Origin of the sequence: Tenacibaculum dicentrarchi (assembly GCF_964036635.1) — a bacterium.
Classification (GTDB): domain Bacteria; phylum Bacteroidota; class Bacteroidia; order Flavobacteriales; family Flavobacteriaceae; genus Polaribacter; species Polaribacter dicentrarchi.
The window spans coordinates 2,345,840-2,369,920 of the sequence record NZ_OZ038524.1 but is presented as its reverse complement, the minus strand read 5'-3'; the positions used below and the strand labels follow the sequence as shown (position 1 = coordinate 2,369,920).

28 protein-coding genes and 1 tRNA gene are annotated in these 24,081 nt (G+C 30.4%); 7 read left to right on the top strand and 22 right to left on the bottom strand.

Going from position 1 to position 24,081, the window contains the following annotated elements:
• Nucleotides 1-110: 110 nt before the first annotated feature.
• Nucleotides 111-1,787 (top strand): formate--tetrahydrofolate ligase, encoded by a 1,677-nt coding sequence (locus ABNT14_RS10330; protein ID WP_101903133.1) that lies wholly within the window; start codon nucleotides 111-113, stop codon nucleotides 1,785-1,787.
• 86 nt (nucleotides 1,788-1,873) lie between these two features.
• Here the strand turns inward: ABNT14_RS10330 and ABNT14_RS10325 are convergent, their stop codons facing one another.
• The 15 genes from ABNT14_RS10325 to trxA all read right to left on the bottom strand — a co-directional run bounded on the left by ABNT14_RS10325 (nucleotide 1,874) and on the right by trxA (nucleotide 10,442).
• A complete protein-coding gene (locus ABNT14_RS10325; RefSeq protein WP_101903132.1) occupies nucleotides 1,874-2,473 on the bottom strand; it encodes a hypothetical protein in 600 nt (199 codons plus the stop codon).
• Between the two features lie 94 nt (nucleotides 2,474-2,567).
• A complete protein-coding gene (gene rplT, locus ABNT14_RS10320) occupies nucleotides 2,568-2,912 on the bottom strand; it encodes a 50S ribosomal protein L20 (RefSeq protein ID WP_101903131.1) in 345 nt (114 codons plus the stop codon).
• Nucleotides 2,913-3,004: 92 nt separating this feature from the next.
• On the bottom strand, nucleotides 3,005-3,202 hold the full coding sequence (gene rpmI / locus ABNT14_RS10315; RefSeq protein ID WP_101903130.1) for a 50S ribosomal protein L35: 198 nt from the start codon (nucleotides 3,200-3,202) through the stop codon (nucleotides 3,005-3,007).
• A gap of 46 nt (nucleotides 3,203-3,248) precedes the next feature.
• The gene (gene infC / locus ABNT14_RS10310) at nucleotides 3,249-3,767 is read right to left on the bottom strand and encodes a translation initiation factor IF-3 (RefSeq protein WP_101903129.1); all 519 of its coding nucleotides are present in this window, start codon (nucleotides 3,765-3,767) and stop codon (nucleotides 3,249-3,251) included.
• Between the two features lie 97 nt (nucleotides 3,768-3,864).
• Entirely contained in the window at nucleotides 3,865-5,811 is a 1,947-nt protein-coding gene (gene thrS, locus ABNT14_RS10305; protein WP_101903128.1) for a threonine--tRNA ligase, read from the bottom strand.
• A 338-nt stretch (nucleotides 5,812-6,149) separates the two neighbouring features.
• Nucleotides 6,150-6,560 (bottom strand): hypothetical protein, encoded by a 411-nt coding sequence (locus ABNT14_RS10300; RefSeq protein WP_101903127.1) that lies wholly within the window; start codon nucleotides 6,558-6,560, stop codon nucleotides 6,150-6,152.
• Nucleotides 6,561-6,685: 125 nt separating this feature from the next.
• Entirely contained in the window at nucleotides 6,686-6,916 is a 231-nt protein-coding gene (locus ABNT14_RS10295; RefSeq protein WP_101903126.1) for a hypothetical protein, read from the bottom strand.
• Nucleotides 6,906-7,280: a hypothetical protein gene (locus ABNT14_RS10290; RefSeq protein WP_101903125.1), complete on the bottom strand. Its 375-nt coding sequence runs from the start codon at nucleotides 7,278-7,280 to the stop codon at nucleotides 6,906-6,908. Before ABNT14_RS10290 ends, ABNT14_RS10295 begins: the two co-directional genes overlap by 11 nt.
• Before the next feature lie 5 nt (nucleotides 7,281-7,285).
• Nucleotides 7,286-7,624, bottom strand: a complete 339-nt coding sequence (locus ABNT14_RS10285; RefSeq protein WP_101903124.1) for a hypothetical protein — start codon at nucleotides 7,622-7,624, stop codon at nucleotides 7,286-7,288.
• Between the two features lie 238 nt (nucleotides 7,625-7,862).
• Nucleotides 7,863-8,090, bottom strand: coding sequence for a hypothetical protein (locus ABNT14_RS10280; protein WP_101903123.1), 228 nt, complete (start codon nucleotides 8,088-8,090; stop codon nucleotides 7,863-7,865).
• The gene (locus tag ABNT14_RS10275) at nucleotides 8,080-8,454 is read right to left on the bottom strand and encodes a hypothetical protein (protein WP_101903122.1); all 375 of its coding nucleotides are present in this window, start codon (nucleotides 8,452-8,454) and stop codon (nucleotides 8,080-8,082) included. The genes ABNT14_RS10280 and ABNT14_RS10275 overlap by 11 nt, the downstream gene beginning before the upstream one ends.
• A 10-nt stretch (nucleotides 8,455-8,464) precedes the next feature.
• A complete protein-coding gene (locus tag ABNT14_RS10270) occupies nucleotides 8,465-8,797 on the bottom strand; it encodes a hypothetical protein (RefSeq protein WP_101903121.1) in 333 nt (110 codons plus the stop codon).
• A gap of 192 nt (nucleotides 8,798-8,989) precedes the next feature.
• Nucleotides 8,990-9,063: transfer RNA gene (locus ABNT14_RS10265), tRNA-Asp, on the bottom strand.
• Between the two features lie 58 nt (nucleotides 9,064-9,121).
• Entirely contained in the window at nucleotides 9,122-10,045 is a 924-nt protein-coding gene (locus ABNT14_RS10260; protein ID WP_101903390.1) for a DUF58 domain-containing protein, read from the bottom strand.
• A 79-nt stretch (nucleotides 10,046-10,124) separates the two neighbouring features.
• Entirely contained in the window at nucleotides 10,125-10,442 is a 318-nt protein-coding gene (gene trxA / locus ABNT14_RS10255) for a thioredoxin (protein WP_058885805.1), read from the bottom strand.
• Between the two features lie 341 nt (nucleotides 10,443-10,783).
• On the opposite strand from trxA, the gene metK reads away from it, so the two are divergent.
• Entirely contained in the window at nucleotides 10,784-12,040 is a 1,257-nt protein-coding gene (gene metK / locus ABNT14_RS10250) for a methionine adenosyltransferase (RefSeq protein WP_101903120.1), read from the top strand.
• A gap of 90 nt (nucleotides 12,041-12,130) precedes the next feature.
• On the opposite strand, the gene sppA is transcribed toward metK, so the two are convergent.
• A complete protein-coding gene (gene sppA / locus ABNT14_RS10245; protein ID WP_101903119.1) occupies nucleotides 12,131-13,888 on the bottom strand; it encodes a signal peptide peptidase SppA in 1,758 nt (585 codons plus the stop codon).
• Between the two features lie 291 nt (nucleotides 13,889-14,179).
• Between sppA and ABNT14_RS10240 the strand changes: the two genes are divergently transcribed.
• Both ABNT14_RS10240 and ABNT14_RS10235 read left to right on the top strand, forming a co-directional pair.
• On the top strand, nucleotides 14,180-14,740 hold the full coding sequence (locus tag ABNT14_RS10240) for a DNA-3-methyladenine glycosylase I (protein ID WP_101903118.1): 561 nt from the start codon (nucleotides 14,180-14,182) through the stop codon (nucleotides 14,738-14,740).
• Nucleotides 14,741-14,784: 44 nt separating this feature from the next.
• Complete coding sequence (locus tag ABNT14_RS10235; RefSeq protein WP_101903117.1) at nucleotides 14,785-16,845, top strand: dipeptidyl-peptidase 3 family protein; 2,061 nt, start codon at nucleotides 14,785-14,787, stop codon at nucleotides 16,843-16,845.
• A 144-nt stretch (nucleotides 16,846-16,989) separates the two neighbouring features.
• On the opposite strand, the gene ABNT14_RS10230 is transcribed toward ABNT14_RS10235, so the two are convergent.
• Together ABNT14_RS10230 and ABNT14_RS10225 are read right to left on the bottom strand one after the other, a co-directional pair.
• Nucleotides 16,990-17,988 (bottom strand): metal-dependent hydrolase, encoded by a 999-nt coding sequence (locus ABNT14_RS10230; RefSeq protein WP_101903116.1) that lies wholly within the window; start codon nucleotides 17,986-17,988, stop codon nucleotides 16,990-16,992.
• 132 nt (nucleotides 17,989-18,120) lie between these two features.
• Nucleotides 18,121-18,354 carry a hypothetical protein gene (locus ABNT14_RS10225; protein WP_232119078.1) on the bottom strand — a complete coding sequence of 78 codons (234 nt, stop codon included), beginning with the start codon at nucleotides 18,352-18,354 and terminating at the stop codon, nucleotides 18,121-18,123.
• A 106-nt stretch (nucleotides 18,355-18,460) separates the two neighbouring features.
• Here ABNT14_RS10225 and ABNT14_RS10220 point away from each other — a divergent pair, with 106 nt between their 5' ends.
• Complete coding sequence (locus ABNT14_RS10220; RefSeq protein ID WP_101903115.1) at nucleotides 18,461-18,847, top strand: nucleoside triphosphate pyrophosphohydrolase family protein; 387 nt, start codon at nucleotides 18,461-18,463, stop codon at nucleotides 18,845-18,847.
• Between the two features lie 49 nt (nucleotides 18,848-18,896).
• Here ABNT14_RS10220 and ABNT14_RS10215 read toward each other — a convergent pair whose 3' ends face one another.
• Both ABNT14_RS10215 and ABNT14_RS10210 read right to left on the bottom strand, forming a co-directional pair.
• Entirely contained in the window at nucleotides 18,897-19,751 is an 855-nt protein-coding gene (locus ABNT14_RS10215; protein WP_101903114.1) for a TlpA family protein disulfide reductase, read from the bottom strand.
• A 131-nt stretch (nucleotides 19,752-19,882) separates the two neighbouring features.
• Entirely contained in the window at nucleotides 19,883-20,938 is a 1,056-nt protein-coding gene (locus ABNT14_RS10210; protein WP_101903113.1) for a branched-chain amino acid aminotransferase, read from the bottom strand.
• Between the two features lie 145 nt (nucleotides 20,939-21,083).
• Here ABNT14_RS10210 and mnmD point away from each other — a divergent pair, with 145 nt between their 5' ends.
• Entirely contained in the window at nucleotides 21,084-21,743 is a 660-nt protein-coding gene (gene mnmD / locus ABNT14_RS10205; protein ID WP_101903112.1) for a tRNA (5-methylaminomethyl-2-thiouridine)(34)-methyltransferase MnmD, read from the top strand.
• 152 nt (nucleotides 21,744-21,895) lie between these two features.
• Nucleotides 21,896-22,654, top strand: coding sequence for a tRNA1(Val) (adenine(37)-N6)-methyltransferase (locus tag ABNT14_RS10200; protein ID WP_101903111.1), 759 nt, complete (start codon nucleotides 21,896-21,898; stop codon nucleotides 22,652-22,654).
• A gap of 42 nt (nucleotides 22,655-22,696) precedes the next feature.
• Here ABNT14_RS10200 and ABNT14_RS10195 read toward each other — a convergent pair whose 3' ends face one another.
• Both ABNT14_RS10195 and ABNT14_RS10190 read right to left on the bottom strand, forming a co-directional pair.
• A complete protein-coding gene (locus tag ABNT14_RS10195) occupies nucleotides 22,697-23,548 on the bottom strand; it encodes an alpha/beta fold hydrolase (RefSeq protein WP_101903110.1) in 852 nt (283 codons plus the stop codon).
• 222 nt (nucleotides 23,549-23,770) lie between these two features.
• Nucleotides 23,771-24,073, bottom strand: coding sequence for a hypothetical protein (locus ABNT14_RS10190; RefSeq protein WP_101903109.1), 303 nt, complete (start codon nucleotides 24,071-24,073; stop codon nucleotides 23,771-23,773).
• Between the last annotated feature and the right edge of the window lie 8 nt (nucleotides 24,074-24,081).

Below are 24,081 nucleotides of genomic sequence, written 5' to 3'. Positions count from 1 at the left end.
TGTTTAGCTAAAATAAATGACTTAATTATGACTTCTTAAAAGAATTAGATTGTGTATATTTACTATGTTTTAAAAGTGTAAATTAATAACATAAAATCATATAATTAGCGATGGCACATTTATCAGATATTGAAATTGCACAAGCAAAAGAATTACAACACATTAAGCATATTGCTACGAAACTCAATGTAAAAGAAGACGATTTAGAAATGTACGGAAAGTACAAAGCAAAATTACCTTTAAATTTAATTGATGAGGAAAAAATTGCAAAAAACAACCTAATTTTAGTAACCGCTTTAACGCCAACTCCAGCAGGAGAAGGTAAAACAACGGTTTCAATCGGTTTAACCGAAGGGTTAAATAAAATTGATAAACAAGCAACTGTTGTGTTACGTGAGCCTTCATTAGGGCCTGTTTTTGGTATTAAAGGAGGTGCTGCTGGTGGTGGAAATTCACAGGTAGTTCCGATGGAAGACATCAATTTGCATTTTACAGGTGATTTTAACGCTATTGAAAAGGCAAATAATTTATTAGCTGCTTTAATTGATAATAATATTCAGAGTAAAGTTAATAATTTAAATATTGATCCTCGTACCATTTTATGGAAACGAGTAATTGATATGAATGACCGTGCTTTGCGTCAAATTACCATTGGTTTAGGAGGTACAGGAAACGGAATTCCTCGTGAAGATGGTTTCAATATTACCCCAGCATCCGAAGTAATGGCGATACTTTGTATGGCAAGTAATTTTGATGATTTAAAAGAACGTTTAGGAAGTATTTTTATTGGATTTACTTTCGATAAAAAACCTGTTTTTGCTCGTGATTTAAACGCACAAGATGCGATGGCAATTTTATTAAAAGATGCTATCAAGCCGAATTTAGTACAAACTTTAGAAGAGAATCCAGCAATTATTCACGGAGGTCCTTTTGCAAATATTGCCCAAGGAACCAACACGATTATCGCTACAAAAATGGGATTATCATTATCTAATTATGTAGTAACCGAAGCAGGTTTTGGAGCCGATTTAGGCGCAGAAAAATTTTTAAATATCAAATCGCAACATGCGGGCTTAAACCCAAAATGTGTTGTTTTAGTAGCAACCATTAGGGCATTGCGTCATCATGGAGGAGCAAAAAAAGAGGAATACAATACGCCAAGTTTAGAACGTGTTCAAAACGGATTTAAAAACTTAGAAAAGCATATTGAAAACATTCGTAAATTTAATATTGAGCCTGTTGTAGCAATTAATTCATTTATTTCTGATTCGCAAGAAGAAGTAAATTTTGTTATTGAAGCCTGTGCCAAATTAGGTGTTGAAGCAGTGGTTTCAGAAGGTTGGGCAAAAGGAGGTGAAGGAACTAAAAACTTAGCCAAAGCCGTAGTTAATGTTGTTGAAAATAAAGCAACACAATTTAAACCTTTATACGATTTTAAAAGTCCAATTAAAGATAAAATTGAAGTAATTGCTAAAGAAATTTACGGTGCCGATGGGGTAACCTATGATAAAAAAGCCGAATTAAATTTACGTAGAATAGACAGATTAGGATTTAACGATTTTGCTGTTTGTATGGCAAAAACGCAAAAATCTTTTTCAGATGATGACAAATTAATTGGAAGACCAACAGGTTTTACAGTAAATGTACGTGAAATAGAAATAGCAGCAGGAGCGAGGTTTGTAATTCCTATTTTAGGAAAAATGATGCGTATGCCAGGTTTACCAGCCATACCAGCATCAGAAAATATGAGTATTGATAATAATGGTGTAATTTCAGGATTATCTTAAAAATACTTTAATAACTATTTATTAAAAAACTAAAAACCTCAAGTTTTGCTTGAGGTTTTTTTTAGATATTTAGTATATCAAAAAAATTAATTAACTCCTCTTTGTTTGTTAATTTCATCTTGTAATTGACGACGTAATTTTTGTTCTTTTTCAATAGATCTTCTTTTATATTGTTCGAGTTCATCTTCAGTACCAATTAATAAATTTTTAGTTTCTCTAGTAACAGCATTACTACTATTAAATTTATAGATAAAAAAGGCTAAGGCTATTAATAAGCAACTAATAATACTCCAAAGAATAGTATTGTAAAGGTTCTTATTTATTAAAGAACCAAAAATATCGATACCATTTTCTTTTTCAATAGATAATGATAAATTATTCTTTAATGTAACTATTTCATTTTTTAGAACGTTCTCATTTTTTAATTGTGATTCTAATAGAAGTTGTTTAGCTATAACATCTTTTTTAATAGCAGTAACACTATCTAAAATATTTTTTTGAAAATTGATAAAATGTGTACGTTTAATCAACTTATATTCTTGCCAATTGTTAGATAATCGATACGCTTTAATAAATTGATTTTCAATAGTGTTTGGTAATGAATCTACTTGTGCTTTAGATAAACGCTTTTGTGCAGTAATATTTTGCGTTATAAAAATTAGTAATAGGATTCTTAGAATTTTCATTGGTTAGAATTTTATGTAAATATGGGAATCTAAGGGATTTAAAAAAACCCAAACGTTTAAGTTTGGGTTTTTAGTATAAGCAAGTATATGAAACTTATTTTACTTTTTCTACAATGGCCTTAAAAGCTTCTGGATTGTTCATAGCTAAATCAGCTAAAACCTTACGGTTTAATTCGATATTGTTAGCTTTTACTTTACCCATAAACTGAGAGTAAGACATTCCGAACTGACGAGCTCCAGCGTTGATACGTTGAATCCATAATGCACGGAAATTTCTCTTGTTATTTTTACGGTCACGGTAAGCGTATGACATCGCTTTTTCTACCGCATTTTTTGCTACTGTGTAAACGTTTTTACGTCTTCCGAAGTAACCTTTTGCTGCCTTCAAGATTTTTTTTCTTCTTCTTCTTGAGGCTACTGAATTTACTGATCTTGGCATAATTCAAATGTTTTTTGTAGTAGGCGATCGAATATTCGATACTTATTTGAGCCTAACTCCATGGTTAATAATTAAATTCCCTGTATAAAGAATTATCTTAAAACTAATTGTTGCTTAATATTTGCTACATCAGATTTGTGTACTAATGTTGCATGTCTTAAAGCAAGCTTACGTTTTTTAGATTTCTTTGTTAAAATGTGGCTTTTAAAAGCGTGCTTTCTTTTTATTTTACCAGAACCAGTTACTTTGAAACGTTTCTTGGCACTAGATTTTGTTTTAATTTTAGGCATTTCTGTTCTTTAGTTTATCTTGCTTATATATTATGAACGTTTTGATTTATTTAGCCTTTTTAGGGGCAATAAACATAATCATACGTTTTCCTTCTAATTTAGGCATTTGCTCTACTTTACCGTATCCTTCTAGTTCTTGTGCTAATTTTAATAATAAAATTTGCCCTTGTTCTTTAAAAACAATAGAACGTCCTTTGAAGAAAACAAATGCTTTTAACTTTGCACCGTCTTGTAAAAACTTAATAGCATGTTTCTTTTTAAATTCGTAATCATGCTCGTCAGTTTGAGGTCCGAAACGAATCTCTTTTACAATAACTTTTGTTGCCTTTGATTTTAAAGCTTTATCACGTTTTTTTTGTTCGTATAAAAACTTTTTATAATCAATAATTTTACAAACAGGGGGTACAGCTTTAGGTGAAATTTCAACTAAATCTAACTCTTGTTCAATTGCCAGTTGTTTGGCTTTTTCTAAAGGATATACACCCACTTCGATGTTTTCGCCTACCAAGCGAACTTCATCAACATATCTAATTTTATCATTAATTCTATGTTGATCTTCTTTAATTACCCTTAGCGGTCTACGTCCGCCTCTTCTTCTAATTGCTATGACTCATGATTTTAAGTTATTACTATTATTTAGTTTCCTTTCGTTAATTTTTTAATTAATTTCCAAAAGGAACTAAAGTTTTGCTTACTTCTTTTTGTATTAATGAAATAAATTCTTCGATGGTAAATGTACCAATATCTCCTTCACCGTGTTTTCTTACAGATACCGTGCCATCTTGTTCTTCTTTTTCGCCAATAATAACCATAAAAGGTATTTTACTAACTTCGGCATCACGAATTTTTCTTCCTGTCTTTTCACTTCGGCTATCTACTAGGGTGCGAATTTCGGAATTTTCTAACAAAGTTAAAACTTTTTTCGTGTATTTTTCATATTTATCACTGATAGGCAATAAGATAACCTGCTCAGGGGTTAGCCAAAGTGGGAAGTTTCCGCCTGTATGCTCTAATAATACGGCAATAAAACGTTCCATCGACCCAAAAGGAGCTCTGTGAATCATTACAGGTTGATGTAATTGATTATCGGCACCTTTATACGATAATTCGAACCTTTTAGGTAAATTATAGTCCACTTGTATGGTTCCAAGTTGCCAACTTCTGCCTAAAGCATCTTTTACCATGAAGTCTAATTTCGGTCCATAAAATGCCGCTTCACCTTCTTCAATCACAAAATCTAACCCTTTATCGGTAGCGGCATTGATAATGGCTTTTTCTGCAAGTTCCCAAGTTTTAACATCACCAATATATTTATCAAGATTTTGCATGTCTCGAATGGAAACTTGTGCTGTAAAATCTTCAAAGCCTAATGATTTAAATACATAAAGTACTAAATCAATAACCTCTTTAAACTCTTGGTCTAATTGTTCAGGCGTACAAAAAATATGTGCGTCATCTTGCGTAAAACCTCTTACACGTGTTAAACCGTGTAATTCACCACTTTGTTCATATCGGTAAACGGTTCCAAATTCTGCAAAACGTTTAGGTAAATCTTTATAAGAATGAGGTTTGAAATTATAAACCTCACAATGATGTGGACAATTCATCGGTTTTAATAAAAACTCTTCGTCCATCTTTGGTGTTTTTATCGGCTGAAAACTATCTTCTCCATATTTTGCATAATGACCAGAAGTAACGTATAATTCTTTCTGTCCTACATGAGGAGTCATTACCATTTCATACCCAGCTTTCTTTTGAGCTTTCTTTAAAAAGTCTTCTAAACGCCCTCTAAGTGCGGCACCTTTTGGCAACCATAAAGGCAAACCAGCACCCACTTTTTGTGAAAATGTGAAAAGTTCTAATTCTTTTCCTAGTTTTCTATGGTCTCTTTTTTTAGCTTCTTCTAATATTTCTAAATACTCGGTAAGCATTTTTTGTTTAGGGAAACTAACACCGTAAATACGTGTTAATTGATTATTTTTTTCATCGCCTCGCCAGTATGCTCCGGCAACATTCATTACTTTTATCGCTTTTATAATTCCTGTATTTGGAATATGCCCTCCTCTACATAAATCTGTAAAATCGCTGTGGTCGCAAAAAGTAATATCGCCGTCCGTTAAGTTTTCAATTAACTCAACTTTATATTGATTATTTTCTTTCTGATAATACGCTAAGGCATCTGCTTTAGAAATTGCACGTAATTTAAATTCGTGTTTTCCACGTGCTAATTCTAAAAATTTCTTTTCAATTGCTGGAAAATCTTTTTCAGAAATCACCTCTTCTCCTAAATCAATATCATAATAAAAACCGTTGTCAATTGCCGGCCCGATGGTTAATTTTGCTTCAGGATGAAACGTTAAAATAGCTTGTGCTAATACGTGTGCCGATGAATGCCAAAACGCTTTTTTTCCGTCATTGTCATTAAAAGTGTACAATATTAAAGCACCATCAGTAGTTAGTGGGGTAGTGGTTTCAACGGTTGTGCCGTTAAAATTTGCCGAAATTACATTTCTAGCAAAACCTTCACTAATACTTTTAGCAACGTTCATTGGCGTGCTGTTTACTTCAAATTCTTTAACCGTTCCGTCGGGTAGTGTAATTTTAATCATTATCTATAAGTTATATTTAATTTCCTTACAAGTGGAAATTTTAGAGTGGCAAATATATTGTAAAACCATTTTGAATACAATTTTTAGACAATATATAATGTTTTTAAAATGTTATCTTTTTTTGAAAAATATATAGATATTGAATAGTTTTAATTTGAGATTAAGGAAGTTTATTTTAATTTTTTTTTTCGTTCTAGATTATAAAAATTAAACTACATAAAGATCCTGTTTAAATTTTATCTAAAAAAAGATATATAACAGAAAAATAGTAAATCAAATTTAGGATGGTGAGGTTTTAGTTTTCAAACAGGCTTTAATTAAAATAGCTTTTTTTTGTTTTAAATTCCAGCTTGAATTATTTCGATACGATCAAAATAATTCCCAGACTCTAGGTCAATCAATAGTATCCTTTCAGAATTTGTTTTATTCTTTGTCATTTGAATATGAATTTCAGTTGTGTTTTTTCTTTCAATTCGAAATTCAGTTTCTTCTATTATAAAATTATTTGCACTAGTATCAATTTTATTGATGTTAAAATTTGAATTTCTGTCGAGAGAAACTTCATGTACCCACCACCATTTTCCTTCGGTATTAATTACTATTGAGTTTTTATTAGAAGAGAACTCTACTTGTTTTTCAGATAATTTAATATTATCTTCCCAAAGACCTATAGAGTTTTCAGATTCACAAGAAGTAATAGTTGAAATCATTAAAATTAATAAACTAATTATTGTAAATTTTCTTAACATTTTTATATTTTAGATATTATTTAGAATATAAATACATATTTTATACGTAATTAACAAATAAATTAGTTGTAAAAGATAAAAAAGCTCCTCATTTTTTGAGAAACTTTTTTAAGTGATGATAATTTTTAAGATTTATTTAGTTTAAGAAGATTTAAAACATTGTATCTTGGGGTAAAAAAGAAATCTTCTAAGGTATCTTTAATATTTCTTTTTTTAGCGTTTTCAATTTTCTTATCTATTTTATTAGGGCAATTTTTAAGTATTATATTATTGTATAAATTTTGATAAGAGTCAATAAAAGTAACAAATTCAGTATCAAAATTTCGATTGGTTAAAATTAATTGATTATAATTCATCGTTTAGTTCTTTAGTGTATTTATTTAACAATTTTCTACTAAGTGCTATATTTGCTTTTTTAGAATCTATAGCTAAATACACAAAATATTCACCAGAAGGAGCAATATCAATTATATGTATTTGTTTATCAAGATTAAAGTGTATGTCTTTTAAATTTTCATCTAAACCTAGTGTTTTTATAGCTTTTCGTTTGGCATTTATTACTTCAACATTATATGCGGCAGCTAATGTTGTATCAAATTCAGGGACGTTTGAATTTGAAATAAGACACTCACCAGAAGACATTTCAGCTACACTAATAGCAATGTAACCAGGTATATTTTCTTTTACATTATTTACTAAGTCATCTAATAGTTTTTGCATTTTAATTATTTTATATTGGTGGTTAAATTCTTTTTTAAGATTAATTCTATTAATGAAATATTAAAATTTTCATTTGATATAAGTGCGATAATATATTTTCTGTGTTTAATTAGTAGTATATTCTGAATATTAGACTTCAGTATAAGTTCTTTTAAGTCAGCGTTATAAAAAGTGTTTAAAAAGTGACTACTCATGTTAAAAATAGCTGTGTTGAAAGTAGCAGTTTTTTCTTTTAATGTATCTGATTGATTTTCTTCGGAATAAAAATCGAATATATTACCATCTTCATTAATAAGGTAAATAGCATTGGAATTTGTTTCTGAAATTATCTTTTTTAAATTCATTATATTTATTTAATCTAAATAACAGAACAAATATAAGTAGTTTTATTAGTTGTTTTTTTTTTTTTTCGATAAAAAATAAGATTAATTGTTTTTTGACAAAAAACATTGCCGTTTTACTAAAAAGTTTAGTAAAACGGCAAGGCGAAAAATTATGTTGAAAAAATGAAAAAAGAGTATTCTTTTTAAAAGGAAAGAAGTAATATAATATTCCAGAAAAAAGAGATTTTAAAAAAATAATTTATACTTTTTTTAATTTGAAAATATCTAACACATTATATTTAGGGGTAAAAAAGAAATCCTCAAGGGTCTGCTTAAGTTTTCTTTTCTTTAAAGTTTGATTGTTATTTACTTTACAAATAGTATTTTCAAGTATTATATTTTGATATAAGTTTTGGTAAGAATTAATAAAATCAATAAATTCAGTATCGAAATTTCGATTCGATAAAATTACTGGATTATAATTCATTGTTTAGTTCTTTAGTGTATTTGCCTAATAATTTTCGACTAAGCGCAATGTTTGCTTTTTTAGAATCAATAGCCAAGTAAACAAAATATTCACCAGAAGGAAAAATATCAATTATATGTATTTGTTTGTCTAAATTGAAGTGTATATCTCTTAAATTTTCGTCTAAACCTAATGTTTTTATAGCCTTTCGTTTAGCGTTTATTATTTCTACATTGTAAGCAGATGCTAAAGTAATATCAAAATCAGATAGACTTGAGTTTGATATAAGGCATTCACCAGAAGACATTTCAGCTACACTAATAGCAATATATCCTGGAATATTTTCTTTTACGTTAGTTATTAAATCATTTAAAATTTTTTGCATTGGATTTATTTTACGTGGTGGTTAAATTCTTTTTTATAATTAATTCAATTAATGATGTATTTAAGTTTTCATTAGATAAGAAAGCTAAAATATATTCATTATACTTTATTAATAGTATGTTTTCATTGTCAGCCTTTAATATAATTTCATTTAATTTAGCATTGTAAAAAGTGCTTAAAAAATGACTACTCATATTAAAAATAGCAATATTAAAGGCTGCTGTTTTTTCATTTAAGGTAGCTGTTTTATTTTCTTTTGAGTAGAAATCGATAATATTGCCTTGTTGATTAATAAGGTAAATAGCTTTTGAATTTGTTTGAGACAGTAACTTTTTTAAATCCATTGATATTAAATCTAAATAAGTAAGCAAAGATAAGTTGTTTGTTAGCTATTTTTAACCTTTTTAATGAAAAAATATAACATTAAAAAAAGGTATTAATAACATTATTGTAATGTTATTTTGAAGAGTTTGTATTAGTTAAAGGTAAATTTATATAAAAAAGAAAAAGCTCCTCAAATAAATGAGAAGCTTTTGCGGTCTGGACGGGACTCGAACCCGCGACCCCCTGCGTGACAGGCAGGTATTCTAACCAGCTGAACTACCAGACCGTTGCTAATTACTCTAAGCGAGTGCAAATATAAGACCTTTTTCTTAATTGAAAAAAGATTATTGATGTTTTTTTTGTCTACTAACCAAGTAAGCGGTTAATATTTTGTCAAAACCTTCGTTTATATCAACAGGAATGTAATCTATTTTATATTGTAAGCATTTGTTTTTTAAGTTTTTGTGTTGTAATTTACTAAATGCTGTATATTTTTTTTGAATATTATCAGGATGTAAATTTATTTCTTCCCCGGTTTCAATATCTACAAATTTTTTGGGGCTATTATCAAAATTAAATAGCAATTCCGTCTTTTTATCATAGGTGTGAAACAAAATTACCTCATGTTTATTGAATTTTAAATGTCGTAAAGCGTCAAATAATTCTTCTTCATTTTTTGTAGTCTGAAACATATCGGTAAATAAAAAGATCAAAGAACGACGATGTATTTTTTCGGATATTTCATGTAAATATTGATAGGTTTCTGTACTCGTCTTACTTGTTGATACTAATAAATTATCTAATTGATTCAATAACATTTTATGATGACGCTCGCTTCCTTTTTCGGGTGCGTAATATTCGTAACTATCCGAATAAATACTCAAACCAACAGCATCTCGTTGCTTTTTTAAAATTTCCATCAAGCAAGCTGCGGCAACTGCCGAAAAACTAACTTTATTTAAGTGGTTGATTGTTTGGTTTTTAATAATAGGGTAGTGCATCGATGCCGAATTATCAATAATAATATGACACCTCAAATTGGTTTCTTCTTCATATTTTTTGATGTATAGCTTTTCGGTTTTAGCAAATAGCTTCCAATCTATATGACGGGTACTTTCACCTTTATTATATAGCTTATGTTCCGAAAATTCTACCGAAAACCCATGAAAAGGACTTTTGTGTATGCCTGTAATAAAACCTTCAACGACTTGCTTGGCAAGTAATTCAAGGTTTTTAATATCCGAAGAAATTGTTTTGATATCAATCATATCTTTCGAAAATAAAAAAAAGGTTTGACAAATAGCCAAACCTTTTAATATATTAATGATATCTTATAAAAAATACGGCTTATAAAGCAGCATCAATTTTATCAGTATATGCTTTTTTAGGAGCTGCACCAACTTGTTTGTCTACAACTTCACCGTTTTTAAATACTAATACAGTAGGAATATTTCTTACACCATATTTAGCCGCAAATTCTTGGTTATTGTCAACATCAACTTTACCAACAACAGCTTTTCCTTCATATTCGTTACCAATTTCGTCAACAATAGGACCTACCATTCTACAAGGACCACACCATGCTGCCCAGAAATCAACTAATACTGGTTTGTCTGATTTTAATACTAACTCTTCGAAGTTTGCGTCTGTAATTTCTAATGCCATTTTTTTATATTTTAATTAGGTTATTTTCTTGTTTATTATACTACAAAAGTAATCAAATATTTTAGCAATGCAATTCTACAAAAATTACTTTTTATTATGATCACATCAATAGTTTCTATTTTGTTTTTTAACGGATTTTCATTTCGCTGTAAGTTTGTTTTTGTGTGTGTAAAATAATCAATAACTTAGCCCCATAATTTTCGAGGAAAAATTTGACTGATTGCAACCTCATTGAACACAAGTTCATACTAAAAAGCTAAAGCAGTAAATATCTACTCCTTTTAAGTTATTTAAGCAATCTCAAGTTTTTCTTTTTTCTAATTTAAAAAAATAGCAGTTTTATGTCATATTTATTTACTTCGGAAAGTGTTTCTGAAGGACATCCAGATAAAGTAGCAGATCAAATTTCTGATGCTTTAATAGATAATTTTTTAGCTTTTGATAAAGCATCAAAAGTAGCTTGTGAAACTTTAGTAACCACAGGACAGGTAGTTTTAGCTGGTGAAGTAAAATCTAAAACATATTTAGATGTTCAAAAAATTGCACGTGATGTAATTAACAAAATAGGATACACCAAAAGCGAATATATGTTCGATGGTAGTTCTTGTGGTGTTTTTTCAGCAATTCATGAGCAATCTCCAGATATAAATCAAGGAGTAGTAAGAGCAAATCCTGAAGATCAAGGAGCGGGAGACCAAGGAATGATGTTTGGTTATGCAACCGATGAAACGCAAAATTACATGCCGTTAGCCTTAGATTTATCGCACCGTTTGTTAATCGAATTAGCTGAATTACGTAGAGAAAATAAAGATATTACCTATTTACGTCCCGATGCAAAATCGCAAGTAACTATTGAATATTCTGACGATAACGTGCCACAAAGAATCGATGCCATTGTAATTTCTACACAGCACGATGATTTTGATGCCGATGATGCAGTAATGTTAGCTAAAATTAAAAAAGATATTGTTTCTATTTTAATTCCAAGAGTAGTTGCAAAATTACCAGCGAATATTCAAAAATTATTTACTGATAATATAACCTATCATATTAACCCAACAGGTGTTTTCGTAATTGGAGGACCTCACGGAGATACAGGTTTAACAGGGCGTAAAATTATTGTTGATACTTACGGAGGAAAAGGAGCACACGGAGGTGGAGCTTTTTCAGGAAAAGACCCATCGAAAGTAGATCGTTCTGGAGCCTATGCAACACGTCATATTGCTAAGAATTTAGTAGCTTCAGGATTATGTAAAGAAGTTTTAGTACAAGTTTCATACGCTATTGGAGTTGCAAAACCAACGAGCATTAATGTAGAAACTTACGGAACTTCAACAGTTGATAAAACAGACGGAGAAATCAGTAAAATAGTAGAAAGCATTTTTGATATGCGTCCTTATTTTATCGAGCAACGTTTAAAATTAAGAACGCCAATTTATTCTGAAACTGCTGCTTACGGGCATATGGGAAGAGAATCAGAAATTAAAACAGTAACTTTTTCAAACCCGATGGGCGAAACTGTTTCGCAAGAAGTAGAAACATTTACTTGGGAAAAATTAGATTATGTTGATGTAATTAAAGAAAATTTCGGTTTGTAATAAATCCCTAATTTTATTTTAAAATATTTATAATAAAAAATCCTTGATACAATTTGTATCAAGGATTTTTTTATAAAATTTACTAAAAACTTATTTTATCTGAAGAATATACGGCATTCTCGCCTGAATTCCTTCTAATTTTTTTAGCTCATTAATGTTATTGTATAACTCATAATTTTCATCACCTAAAGCTTCTTTTAAAATATCTTCTTTTGATGCTTTAGTAAAAAGAGAAAGGTTAAAAGTTTCTTTAAAATCTTTTTTGTAAACAGGGTAATTACGTACTCTATAGCTTTCAATTTCGGCTAAATTTGCAGCAACAGCAATGGCATCATTTAAGTTACCAAGTTGGTCAACCAAACCATTTTCAACAGCTTGTTTACCTGTCCAAACACGTCCTTGAGCCACGTTATTTACTTGCTCAAAAGTCATATTTCTTCCTGCAGCAACACGGTTTACAAAAACGGTATAAATATGCTCAACACCTTGTTTGGTAACATTATAAAACTTGTCATTTATCGGCTCAAAAACACTGTAATTAGGGTTACTATTTGTAGATACCTGCTCAGCGTTAATCCCCATAAAACCTGCTAATTTATGAAAGTTAGGAACTGCTCCAAAAACACCAATAGAACCTGTAATAGTTGTAGGTTCAGCAATAATTTTATCGGCATTACAAGCAATATAATAACCACCCGAAGCGGCTAAATTCCCCATAGAAACCACTAAAGGTTTTTCTTTTTTCGCCAATTCTAATTCACGCCAAATAAGTTCAGAAGCTAAGGCGCTTCCACCAGGTGAATTTACACGCAATACAATAGCTTTTACATTTTTATCTTTACGAGCTTTTCGAATGGCTTTATTGGTAACTTCTTGCCCAATAATATTTTCATTTCCTTTGGCATATCTAATTTCTCCCTGCGCATAAATAACGGCAATTTTATTTTTAGCCGAAGATGAAATGCGTCCTTTTCCTGATTTTATATAATCAGCTAAAGAAATAGTATGTACTTTTTTATCAGTATTAATAGCTAATTTTTCTTTGTACTGATCTTCATAAATAATGGCATCAATTAACTTATTTTCTTTAGCTAATTCGGCATTTCTACCATTGGCATTATCGGCAATAATATTTAATTTTTCAACAGAAATATTTCTACTTTTAGAAACATCTGCTGTAATTTCCGACCAAATAGATTTTAAAAGAGACGTAGTTTGCTCACGGTTGGCATCACTCATTTCGTTTAATAAATACGGCTCTACCGCACTTTTGTATTTTCCGTGACGAATAACTTCCATTTTAACGCCAAATTTATCTTCAAAATCTTTATAATATAAAATTTCTGTTGATAATCCTTTAAAATCGATAGCGCCCACAGGATTTAAAAATATACTATCGGCAACCGAACTTAAATAGTAGTTTTTTTGCGTATAAACATCATTATAAGCATATACAAATTTTCCACTTTCTTTAAATTCTTCAATTTTATTTCGAATCGCTTGTGTTTGTGCAATACCAGCATTTACACCTATTGTTTTAATGCTAATTCCTTTAATTTTAGCATCGGTTTTAGCATTTTCAATAGCATTTATAATCTTGTTTAAGGCTAATTTTTCATCGGCTAATTCTAAGACTTCTGCTAACGGATTATCGTCTTTTGGCGCATAATCTTTTATAGGCATCGCCAAGTCTAACTGTAAAACAGAATTCGATTTTACCACTATTTTTTCATCAGAACCCATCCCTGAGCCTACAACGGCGGCAATGGCGATAAAGAAGAAAAATAGTAAAAATATGGCGATAAAAAAGCCTGTAATTGATGCGAGTAAATTTCGTAAAAATTTCATATAATAGTATTAATTTTTTAAGCAAATATACAGTTTTACGCTAAGTTTAGTATCTAACAAAAAACCGATTTAACATTATCTTTTTTATCCGTATAAAAATAAAAATTATTTGGAGCTATTTCCCGCTTTCCGCACTCGCTCTTTTTTGAAAAAAATCAAAAAAGGAGCTCAAACAATTGCTCAATCGGGGCTAGGCTTATCAGCATATTTTTAGCTTTGATAAAAAAAGTAGAACACTTATATTTTTTTAAGCTATTTAAATAGTACATTTCAGAATCAAAAAAATCAAAAATGAAAAAAAGATGTTCATGGGTTACAGATGATTTATCCTATATAAAATACCACGATACTGAGTGGGGAGTTCCCGTATATGATGATGCCGTTTTGTTTGAGTTTTTAATTTTAGAAAGTTTTCAAGCGGGTTTAAGTTGGATTACGATATTAAAGAAACGAGAAAATTTCCGCCTCGCTTTCGATAATTTTGATTACACTAAAATTGCCAATTACGATGAAGATAAATACCAAGAACTACTTCAAAATAAAGGAATTATAAGACATCGACTAAAAATTAAATCGGCTATTTTAAATGCCAAACTTTTTATAGAAATTCAAAAAGAGTTTGGGTCTTTTTCAACCTATATTTGGAGTTTTGTACAAGGAAAACCGATTTATAATAACTTTAAAACAACTGCCGAAACACCTGTTAAAACGGTTTTGTCAACACAAATTTCAACGAATTTAAAAAAGCGTGGATTTAAGTTTGTAGGCGACACAATAATGTATGCTTATATGCAGGCAATAGGCATGGTTAATGACCATACAACAAATTGTTTTAAGCATCCTAAATTTTAAAATTTGTATCTTTATCGGCAGAAAAACAATTTAAAATCATAAAAATGAAAATCAAACAAATACTTTGTACTGCCGCAGCGGTTAGCGTATTGGTTTCTTGTGGACTAGATGCTAAAAAAGATGCCAAAGAAGCAGTAAGTAAAGAGGTAAAGAAAGAAGTTTCTGATGTTTTAAAATTTAACTATGAGGTAGAGCAATTTGCCGACATTAAAGTGTTGAGGTATCAAATTCCAGGATTTGAAGCACTAACCTTAAAAGAAAAAAAGTTGGTGTATTATTTAACCCAAGCAGGTTTGGCAGGGCGAGATATTATGTGGGATCAAAATTACCGTCACAATCTTGAAATTAGAAAAGCTTTAGAGCATATTAATACTAATTTTTCAGGCGATAAAAACAGTGAAGATTTTAAAAAATTTACGACCTATTTAAAACGTGTTTGGTTTTCGAACGGAATTCATCATCATTATTCGAACGATAAAATTAAACCTGATTTTTCTAAAGAATATTTAGCAGATTTATTAAAGCAAACAAAAGCAAATTTATCCGAAGAAGCTTTAGAGGTTATTTTTAATGATAAAGACGCTAAAAAAGTAAACAAAAAAGCAGGTGTCGATAATGTTTTGGCATCGGCAATTAATTTTTACGGAGCAGATATTACCAGTAAAGAGGTTGAAGCTTTTTACAAAACAGCATACAAAGGAAAAGACGCTAGTAAGCCAATAGAAGCAGGTTTAAACTCGAAATTAGTTCGTGAAAACGGAAAATTAGTAGAAAAAGTATGGAAATCGTGTGGAATGTACGGTGGCGCAATTGACACTATTATTTTTTGGCTAGACAAAGCAAAAGAAGTTGCCGAAAATCAAAAACAAGCAAAGGCTTTAGGCTTGTTAATGGAGTATTATAAAACAGGAAGTTTAGATGTTTGGGATGAATATTGCATTGCTTGGGCAACATCTACAGAAGGAAATATTGATTGGATAAATGGTTTTATCGAAGTATATAATGACCCAAAAGGATATAGAGGTTCGTACGAAACGGTGGTGCAAATAAAAGATTTTGACATGTCTAAAAAGATGAAGGTTTTATCTGAAAACGCACAATGGTTTGAAGATAATGCGCCTTTATCGCCAGCACATAAAAAACAAAATGTAGTAGGAGTGTCTTATAAAACCGTAAATGTAGCGGGAGAGGCAGGAGACGCTTCGCCAAGTACGCCAATCGGGGTAAATTTACCAAACAATAATTGGATTCGTCAGCAGCATGGTTCAAAGTCAGTTTCGTTAGGAAATATTATTGGCGCTTATGGAAATGCAGGGGGTTCAGGAAGGTTAAAAGAATTTGCTTACAGTAAAGAAGAAGTAGCTTTAGAGCTTGCACACGGTAAATTAGCCGATAAATTACACACCGCTTTACATGAGGTAATCGGGCATGCTTCTGGGCAGATAAATAAAGGAATTGGGCAACCAAAAGAAACCTTAAAAAATTACGCATCGACCATGGAAGAAGGAAGGGCTGATTTAGTAGGATTGTATTATTTAATGGATCCTAAATTACAAGAATTAGGCTTGGTTTCTGACTGGAAAGAAGTAGGGAAAGCAGCTTACGATGGGTATATTAGAAATGGTTTAATGGCGCAATTAATCCGTATTAAATTAGGCGATGATATTGAAGAAGACCACATGGTAAACCGTCAATGGGTTTCGGCTTGGGCTTTTGAACAAGGAAAAAAAGACAATGTTATTGAAAAAGTAACCAAAGATGGTAAAACCTATTTTGTTGTACATGATTATATGAAACTTCGTGAAATTTTCGGTCGTTTGTTAAAAGAAGCGCAACGAATTAAATCAGAAGGAGATTTTGATGCCGCAAAAGCCTTGGTTGAAGGATATGGTGTTAAAGTAGATCAGGCATTACACAAGGAAGTTTTAGAGCGTAATAAACAATTTACTTCTGCGCCTTATAGCGGTTTTGTAAACCCTGTTTTAGTACCGATAACCGATGCAAAAGGTAGTATTACCGATGTAAAAGTTACTCAGCCTAAAACCTTTGAAGAGCAAATGAAGTTTTATGCTAAAAATCATAGTTTTTTACCTGTTAAAAATTAAAAAAGACTAAATTATGGTCATGCTGAATTTATTTCAGCATCGCATCAACAGGAAAAATACAGCAATTCAGAATGCGATTTCTTAATAAAATGAAAAAACCGATGCTATTTTAGTATCGGTTTTTTTTGATTTTGATAAAGGGGGTTAATTTCCTTTTAAACGCGTCCATAATTCAGTAAGTAATTTTTTTCCATCACGATTATCTTTGGGTTGTTCTGTAAAAATTACTTCGCCTGAGTTATCAACTGTCATTTTATATTTAAAAACAAAATTTTCAGCATTTGGATTCATACTTAAAAGCCCAAATCTTAAATCGTTAAAATAAAGTTCTTCATTTTTTTTATTGATGGTAAACCAACCTTCAGAAATAAAAATCATCCGTTTAACCGATTCATTTTTAGCAAGATTCCCTAATAAATGATGCTTTTTAAAATGTTTGGTAAAAGTGATGGGTTTTGTATCAAAAAAAGAATAATTAGCCAATAAAAAGGCATCTTCTGTTTGCACATTAGCACTCCAAAGTATGGTATTTAAAGCAGAAGGTCTGGTATCAATTTGTAAATATTCGATGTTTTGATTTTCTAAAGCTTTTTCAAACTGATTAAAAGCCAACCATTTTAATAAAAAAGTTAGTACTAAATAAGACGAACTGATAATTAATCCCATTTTATTATAAAAACGACGCTTTTCACTTATCCGCTTTTGTGTCATGGCAAAAATCAGAAAAACTAGAAAAGGAATAGTATAAAGCGGGTCAATAACAAAAATAGTTTTAAAGGCCAGGCGAATATCAAAAGGCCAAAATAACTGTGTTCCCCAAGTGGTGTGAGCATCTAAAATAGGATGGGTTATAAATCCTAAAAAGAAAAGCCACGCCCAATCTTTAATATTTTTATGTTTTTCGTAACGGGTTACAATCCATGCAAAAATAGGGGCAAAAATAACCGAAAATACAATAGAATGTGTAAAACCACGATGCAAATAAAGTGCGGTAACTTTATCGGTAAAAAGTGAAGCTAGTACATCTAAATCAGGAATTGTACCCGCAATTGCTCCGTAAAACATCGCCCTGTTTCCAATCTTTTTTCCTAAAACTGCTTCGCCAACAGCGGCACCTAATATAATTTGTGTTAATGAATCCATATTTATAAAAATAATTTAGAGCCTGTTTAAAAATTAAATAAAGACTAAATTCAGGTTGACGGATGCGATTTTATATTTTTCTGTTGTAATTTTTTTATCCTAAGAAATTAAATAAAATCGATAAAAAATAATTTAACGGTTAATTAAATATTTTGAAAGTAATAAAAAGGCAATAGCTGTAACAATACCTATCGCTACAAATAAAGCGGTATTTTTATAATGTTTTTTATTATTTTTAGCATCTTTTATATAGCTATAACACATAGCGATAACAAAAACGAGCACAAATAAGCTTGAAAAAATGATTCTACCTGTGGTAAATTCTATGGTGGCAAAAGGAATAAACATAAATTGTATTTTCGGCAAAGTTAAAGAATGATTTTATAATGAAGATAGCCAAATTGGTAATTGTATCTATTTAAAATATAATTAATCGGATAAAAACAAAAACAGCTTAATAAATCAGCTAAAAATGAAGGATAAAATAAAAGCAGTACAAAAATTTCACGAAGCATTTAAAGTAAATATTCAAAACAAACCAACGGTTGCGATTACTGAGGATAGAAAAAACTTGCGTTTTGAGTTGATGAAAGAAGAAAATCAGGAGTATTTAGAAGCAGCTAAAAATAACGATTTAGTTGAGGTTGCCGATGCTCTTGGCGATATGTTATATATTTTATGTGGAACAATTATTGAACATGGAATGCAGGATAAAATTGAAGCAGTATTCAATGAAATTCAGCGTAGTAACATGAGTAAATTAGATGAAAATGGCAAGCCAATTTACCGTGAAGATGGTAAGGTTTTAAAAGGAGTAAATTATTTTAAACCCAATATAAAAGCAATTTTAGAAGCTTAAAAAAAGCCTCATTAAATATGAGGCTTCATTTTGTATAAATAGTTTTTTTTTACTCTAAAATACGTTCTAACTCTGTCGTTAAAGTATTTACATTGTTAACCATTTTAATAATAACACCCTCTGAATTTATAATAATATGTGTTGGGTATTGTTTTACTTTTAAATGCTTAGATAGGTATTTTTTTTGGTCGGGTACAGTAACATACTTAAAAGACTTTGTTTTTAAGAATTTCTTTAATTTTTCCTTTTCATTAAAAGCCAAACTGATAAACTGCACATCATCACTTTTGTAAGTGTCAACTAAGGTATTTAGCTGAGGAAATTCTTCGACACATACTTTACAGTTAATAAACCACGATTTTAAAACAGTTATTTTACCTGTACGCACTTCTTTATTGTGTGATTTTCCGTCTAAATCAACAAAATCATAATTTGGTAATTTCTGACCTTCCATTTTAAAATATTGATGCGCCATACCAGCTTTACTAATCATAGCTTTCTTTATTTTTTGATTAACAGGTTTCTTTATTTCCGTTAATTCATATTGAAAAAGTCCTTCTTTGTCAGATTTAATAACAACATAATTCCCTGTTCGTAGTAAAGTTAAAAACAGGTCTTTAGTTATTTCTTCGCCTTGATTATCAATCGGGGTAAAGGTTGCCATTAAGTCAATATTTTCCTTCATATATGCTTTCCAGTTGCTGTAACTGTTTTGCATTACGTTAGTATTTATGGCTTCATTTTTAACGTTTATTGTTTTTTCAACGCCTTTTATTTCCTTAATTTCCTTGGTTTTTTTGGAAATATTTTTTTTTGTAGTAGGTTTTAAAAAAGTATTTAAACAAAGTAAAGACAAGGCAATACCTACTATAATTGACAATAATATTGGAAGGGTATTTTTCATTTTTTCCCAGTAATTTTTCAGTAAATTTAAAATCTTTTTTCTGATTTTGAACTCAAATAACAGCTTATTTAAGAATGAAATAAAAAAAGCATCAAGTAAAAACCTGATGCTTTGTATAAAAATGTATTTTATTAAAGTTTAACGCTCCAACCGTAAGGGTCTTCTACCTTATTTGTTTGTATATCGGTAATGTATTTTTTTAAACGAGTAGCATATCCGTTTTCAATTTTTGGAAGGTCATAATCTTCATTTTTATATCCAAAACCATTAATTGGAGAAATAACTGCCGCTGTTCCTGCACCAAACATTTCTTTTAAAGAACCATTTTTAGCCGCTTCAACCACTTCATTTACGGTAATTTGACGAACTTCAACCGAAATTTTTTGATCTTCCACAATTTGTAAAATACTTTTACGAGTAATTCCGTCTAAAATTCTATCGCTTGTTGGGCTTGTAATTAAGGTATCGTTAATTCGGATAAAAATATTCATCGCACCAGCTTCCTCAATATATTCATGCGTATTATCATCGGTCCAAATAACTTGCTGATAACCTCTATCAGTCGCTAATTTTGTAGGATAAAACTGTGCAGCATAATTTCCACCAGCTTTAGCAAAACCAACACCACCGTTAGCAGCACGTGCGTATTTTTCTTCAATTAAAACCTTAATATCTCCAGCAAAATAAGCACCAGAAGGCGCGGTACAAATAATCAATTTATAGGCATCCGCAGGTGAGGCATGAAAACCTTCACCAGAAGCAAATATAAAAGGACGAATATATAATGAACTTCCGTCTTTTGTAGGAATCCATTGATCGTCAATTTCTAATAATTTTTCTAAACCAGCCATAAATAACTCTTCAGGAATTTGAGGAATTACTAAGCGTTCAGCCGATTTGTTTAAACGTCTGCAGTTATCTAAAGGACGAAATAATAAGGTATTATTATCAGCATCTTTATAGGCTTTCATTCCTTCAAAAATAGACTGCCCATAATGAAATATTTTCGAAGAAGGATTTAATGATATTTCTGCATAAGGTTGAACGGTTGGATTGCTCCATTTTCCGTCAATATAATCGCAAACAAACATATGGTCGGAAAAAATACTACCAAATGTTAAATTGTTAAAGTCTACGGTGTCAATTTTTGATTTCTCTACAAGTTCAACGCGAATATTAGATTTCATAAAAGGTATGTGTTTATACAGCAAAAATACGAAAATACTATGTCATTTAACAACAAACCGAAATGACATTATTAAAAATAACATATCTTTGGATGACCTATTTTATTACAGTAATTAGAAATATTCATAAAATAAATTTTTTATTATCAAAAGAGAAATAATTATTACGTCGGATGGTTCTACAACTATCTATTTGCCAGATTGGGATGAGCAATATCATTCAAAACACGGCGCTATACAAGAGGCATATCATGTTTTTATAAAAAACGGATTAGCATTGCAAACAAAACCAGCAATTTCAATTTTAGAAATAGGTTTTGGAACAGGATTAAATAGTTTTATTACTTTTTTAGAAAATTCAAGAAAAATAAATTATGTAGGTGTAGAAGCCTATCCTGTGGTAGCTCAAGAAGTAGCCAAATTAAATTATGTAGCCGAATTAAAAGCTGAAAAATATCAGGCTGTTTTTGATAAAATGCACGATTTTTCTTGGGATAAAAAACACGAGATTACCCCAACATTTAGCTTAACAAAACGCCAGCAATTTTTTAAAGATATTGATGATAAAGAAGCATTTGATTTGATATATTTTGATGCTTTTGCTGCCGAACATCAGCCCGATTTATGGACAGAAGCAATTTTTGAAAAAATGTTTGAAGCCTTAAATGAAAATGGAGTTTTAGTAACCTATTGTGCAAAAGGAAGCGTGCGTCGTGCTATGCAAGCCGTTGGTTTTACCGTAGAACGCTTGGCAGGACCTCCAGGGAAAAGAGAAATGCTTCGAGCAACAAAAACGTTGGCATAATTAATTTAAAAGATAAAAAAATGGAATTTAAAAGACGTTTTGGAAGTCGCAAAAGAACAGAATCAAAAAAAGGATTGTTTCTAATCGTAGTACTTATTATAGTTTTGTACTTATTTTTTAATGCCGATAATTTCCTCGAAAAAATACTATAAATGAAGCCATTTAAATTTAAAGAATTTTCAGTATATCAAGATAAAACCGCCATGAAAATTGGCACAGATGGTGTTTTATTAGGAGCTTGGTCTTTATTACCAGAATACCCAGATACCATTTTAGACATCGGTTCTGGTACAGGAGTTATAGGCTTAATGTTGGCACAACGAAGCGATGCCATGACCATCGATGCCGTTGAAATTGATGCCGATGCTTACGAGCAAACTGTGGCTAATTTTGAGCAATCACCTTGGGGCGATCGCTTGTTTTGCTACAATACTTCTTTTGCCGATTTTGCTCAAGAAATAGCCGAAGAACAAGAGTTTTACGATGTAATTGTTTCTAATCCGCCATTTTATACCGATACTTTTGAAACTCAAAATGAAGCTCGTAATAAAGCCCGTTTTACATCTTCATTATCTTTTGAAGAATTACTAAAAGGCGTTGCGCAAATTTTATCAAAAAGAGGTGTTTTTTCGGTGATTATTCCTTTTAAAGAAGAAGCTAATTTTATCGATTTAGCAAAAAAATACAGGTTATTTTTGAAAAAAGTATGCCGAGTAAAAGGAACTGAAAATTCAGAAATAAAAAGAAGTTTATTAGCATTTTCTTTTTCTTCGGATGAAATAAAAGAAGATAATAAGCAGGAAAGTAAAGCGATAAAAATTGAGAAAGAAGAATTAATTATAGAAAAACAAAGACATCAATATACCGATGCTTATATAAAGCTTACCAAAGATTTTTATTTGAAAATGTAAGAAAAACAGGCTATATTTTTTATAAATACAGCCTGTTTTATTTTATTTATCCATCGAATAATCAAAGGTATTGTTTAAAAATTTGAAAGCTATTTCATTAAAAAATGTGGCATTATTACGAGGTATTCCATGGTTTGCACCTGGCATAATACACAATTGTGCTTTGGGTAAATTATTAAAAATTTCTACGGCATGTTCATTTTTAATAATATCTCTATCGCCAATAGTTACTAGAACTTCAGCGGTAACTTTTTTCAAATCGGCATGGCTTATATTTGGCTGGTTTAACAACAAACGATCTAATTGTAATTCTTTTTCCCAATCTTTAGAAGTATCGCCTTTTTTCAGCATTTTTATGGATTGAGAGTGCATATCAATTACCTGTTGAATAGCCCATTTATTAACAGCAGTAGGGTCTAGTCTTAAATTTACACCCATGGTTACTATTTTTTTGATTTTAATTTTATTGCGGATTCCCATTTTTAAACCAATAATTCCACCATCGCTCCAGCCAAGAATATTTACGGTGTCTAATTTTAAATGTTTTGCCAATTCTTCCCAATCTTCAGCCATTAAATCGTATGTTAATTTTTTCGTTTTTAACTTCGATTTTCCTTGCCCGCGACTATCTGCAGTAATGACTCTGTAATATCTTTTAAAATAATCAATTTGATATTCCATCGCCTTAATATCGGTACCACAACTATGAATTATCAGCAAAGGTTCGCCTTTTCCATAGGTTTCATAATAAATTTTTGTACCATTTATTTTTACGAATTCCCCTGCTTTTTTATTGTTTCCGTAAGGAGTTTTAAAATTTTCTTGAGCAGTATTAATACTAATCTGAAATAGTAAAAATAAGAAAGAAAAATTAAGTAAAATTGACTTTTTCATCGTTGTTTATTGATTTATAGTAAATTGTATTGAAAAAATTTTAAATTAATCGTATTTAACAATGCAATAATAGTAGGAAATAGGCTGATAATCAAGTTATATTTATTTTTTAATTGAAGCAATTTCCCGCTTTCCGCACTCGCTCTTTTTATTTTTTTTAAGAAAAATAAAAAGGAGCTCAAATAATTGCTACAATCGGGGCTAGGCATTTGTACCCTATTACTATTTTTTCTTACCGAGTTTATTTTTTAGTTGATAAATTAAAAAAACAGCCACTGCGCCACCTAAAAAAGAAACGAGGCTATTTAGCAAAAATAAGGCGTAATTAATGTGTTCAACTTGAACTATAAATTTAGGGCTAAAACCTAATCGTCCGAAAGATTTAATAAAAAAAACACTCCCAAAAACTCCAGCGATGGTATTTCCTGTAAGTCCGAAGGAGTATTTTTTAACTAATTTCCCCATACTATTTGCTCCCAATATTCCTATTAAAATACTAATTAGCGAAATTAAAGTAGCGGTCATACTGTTTT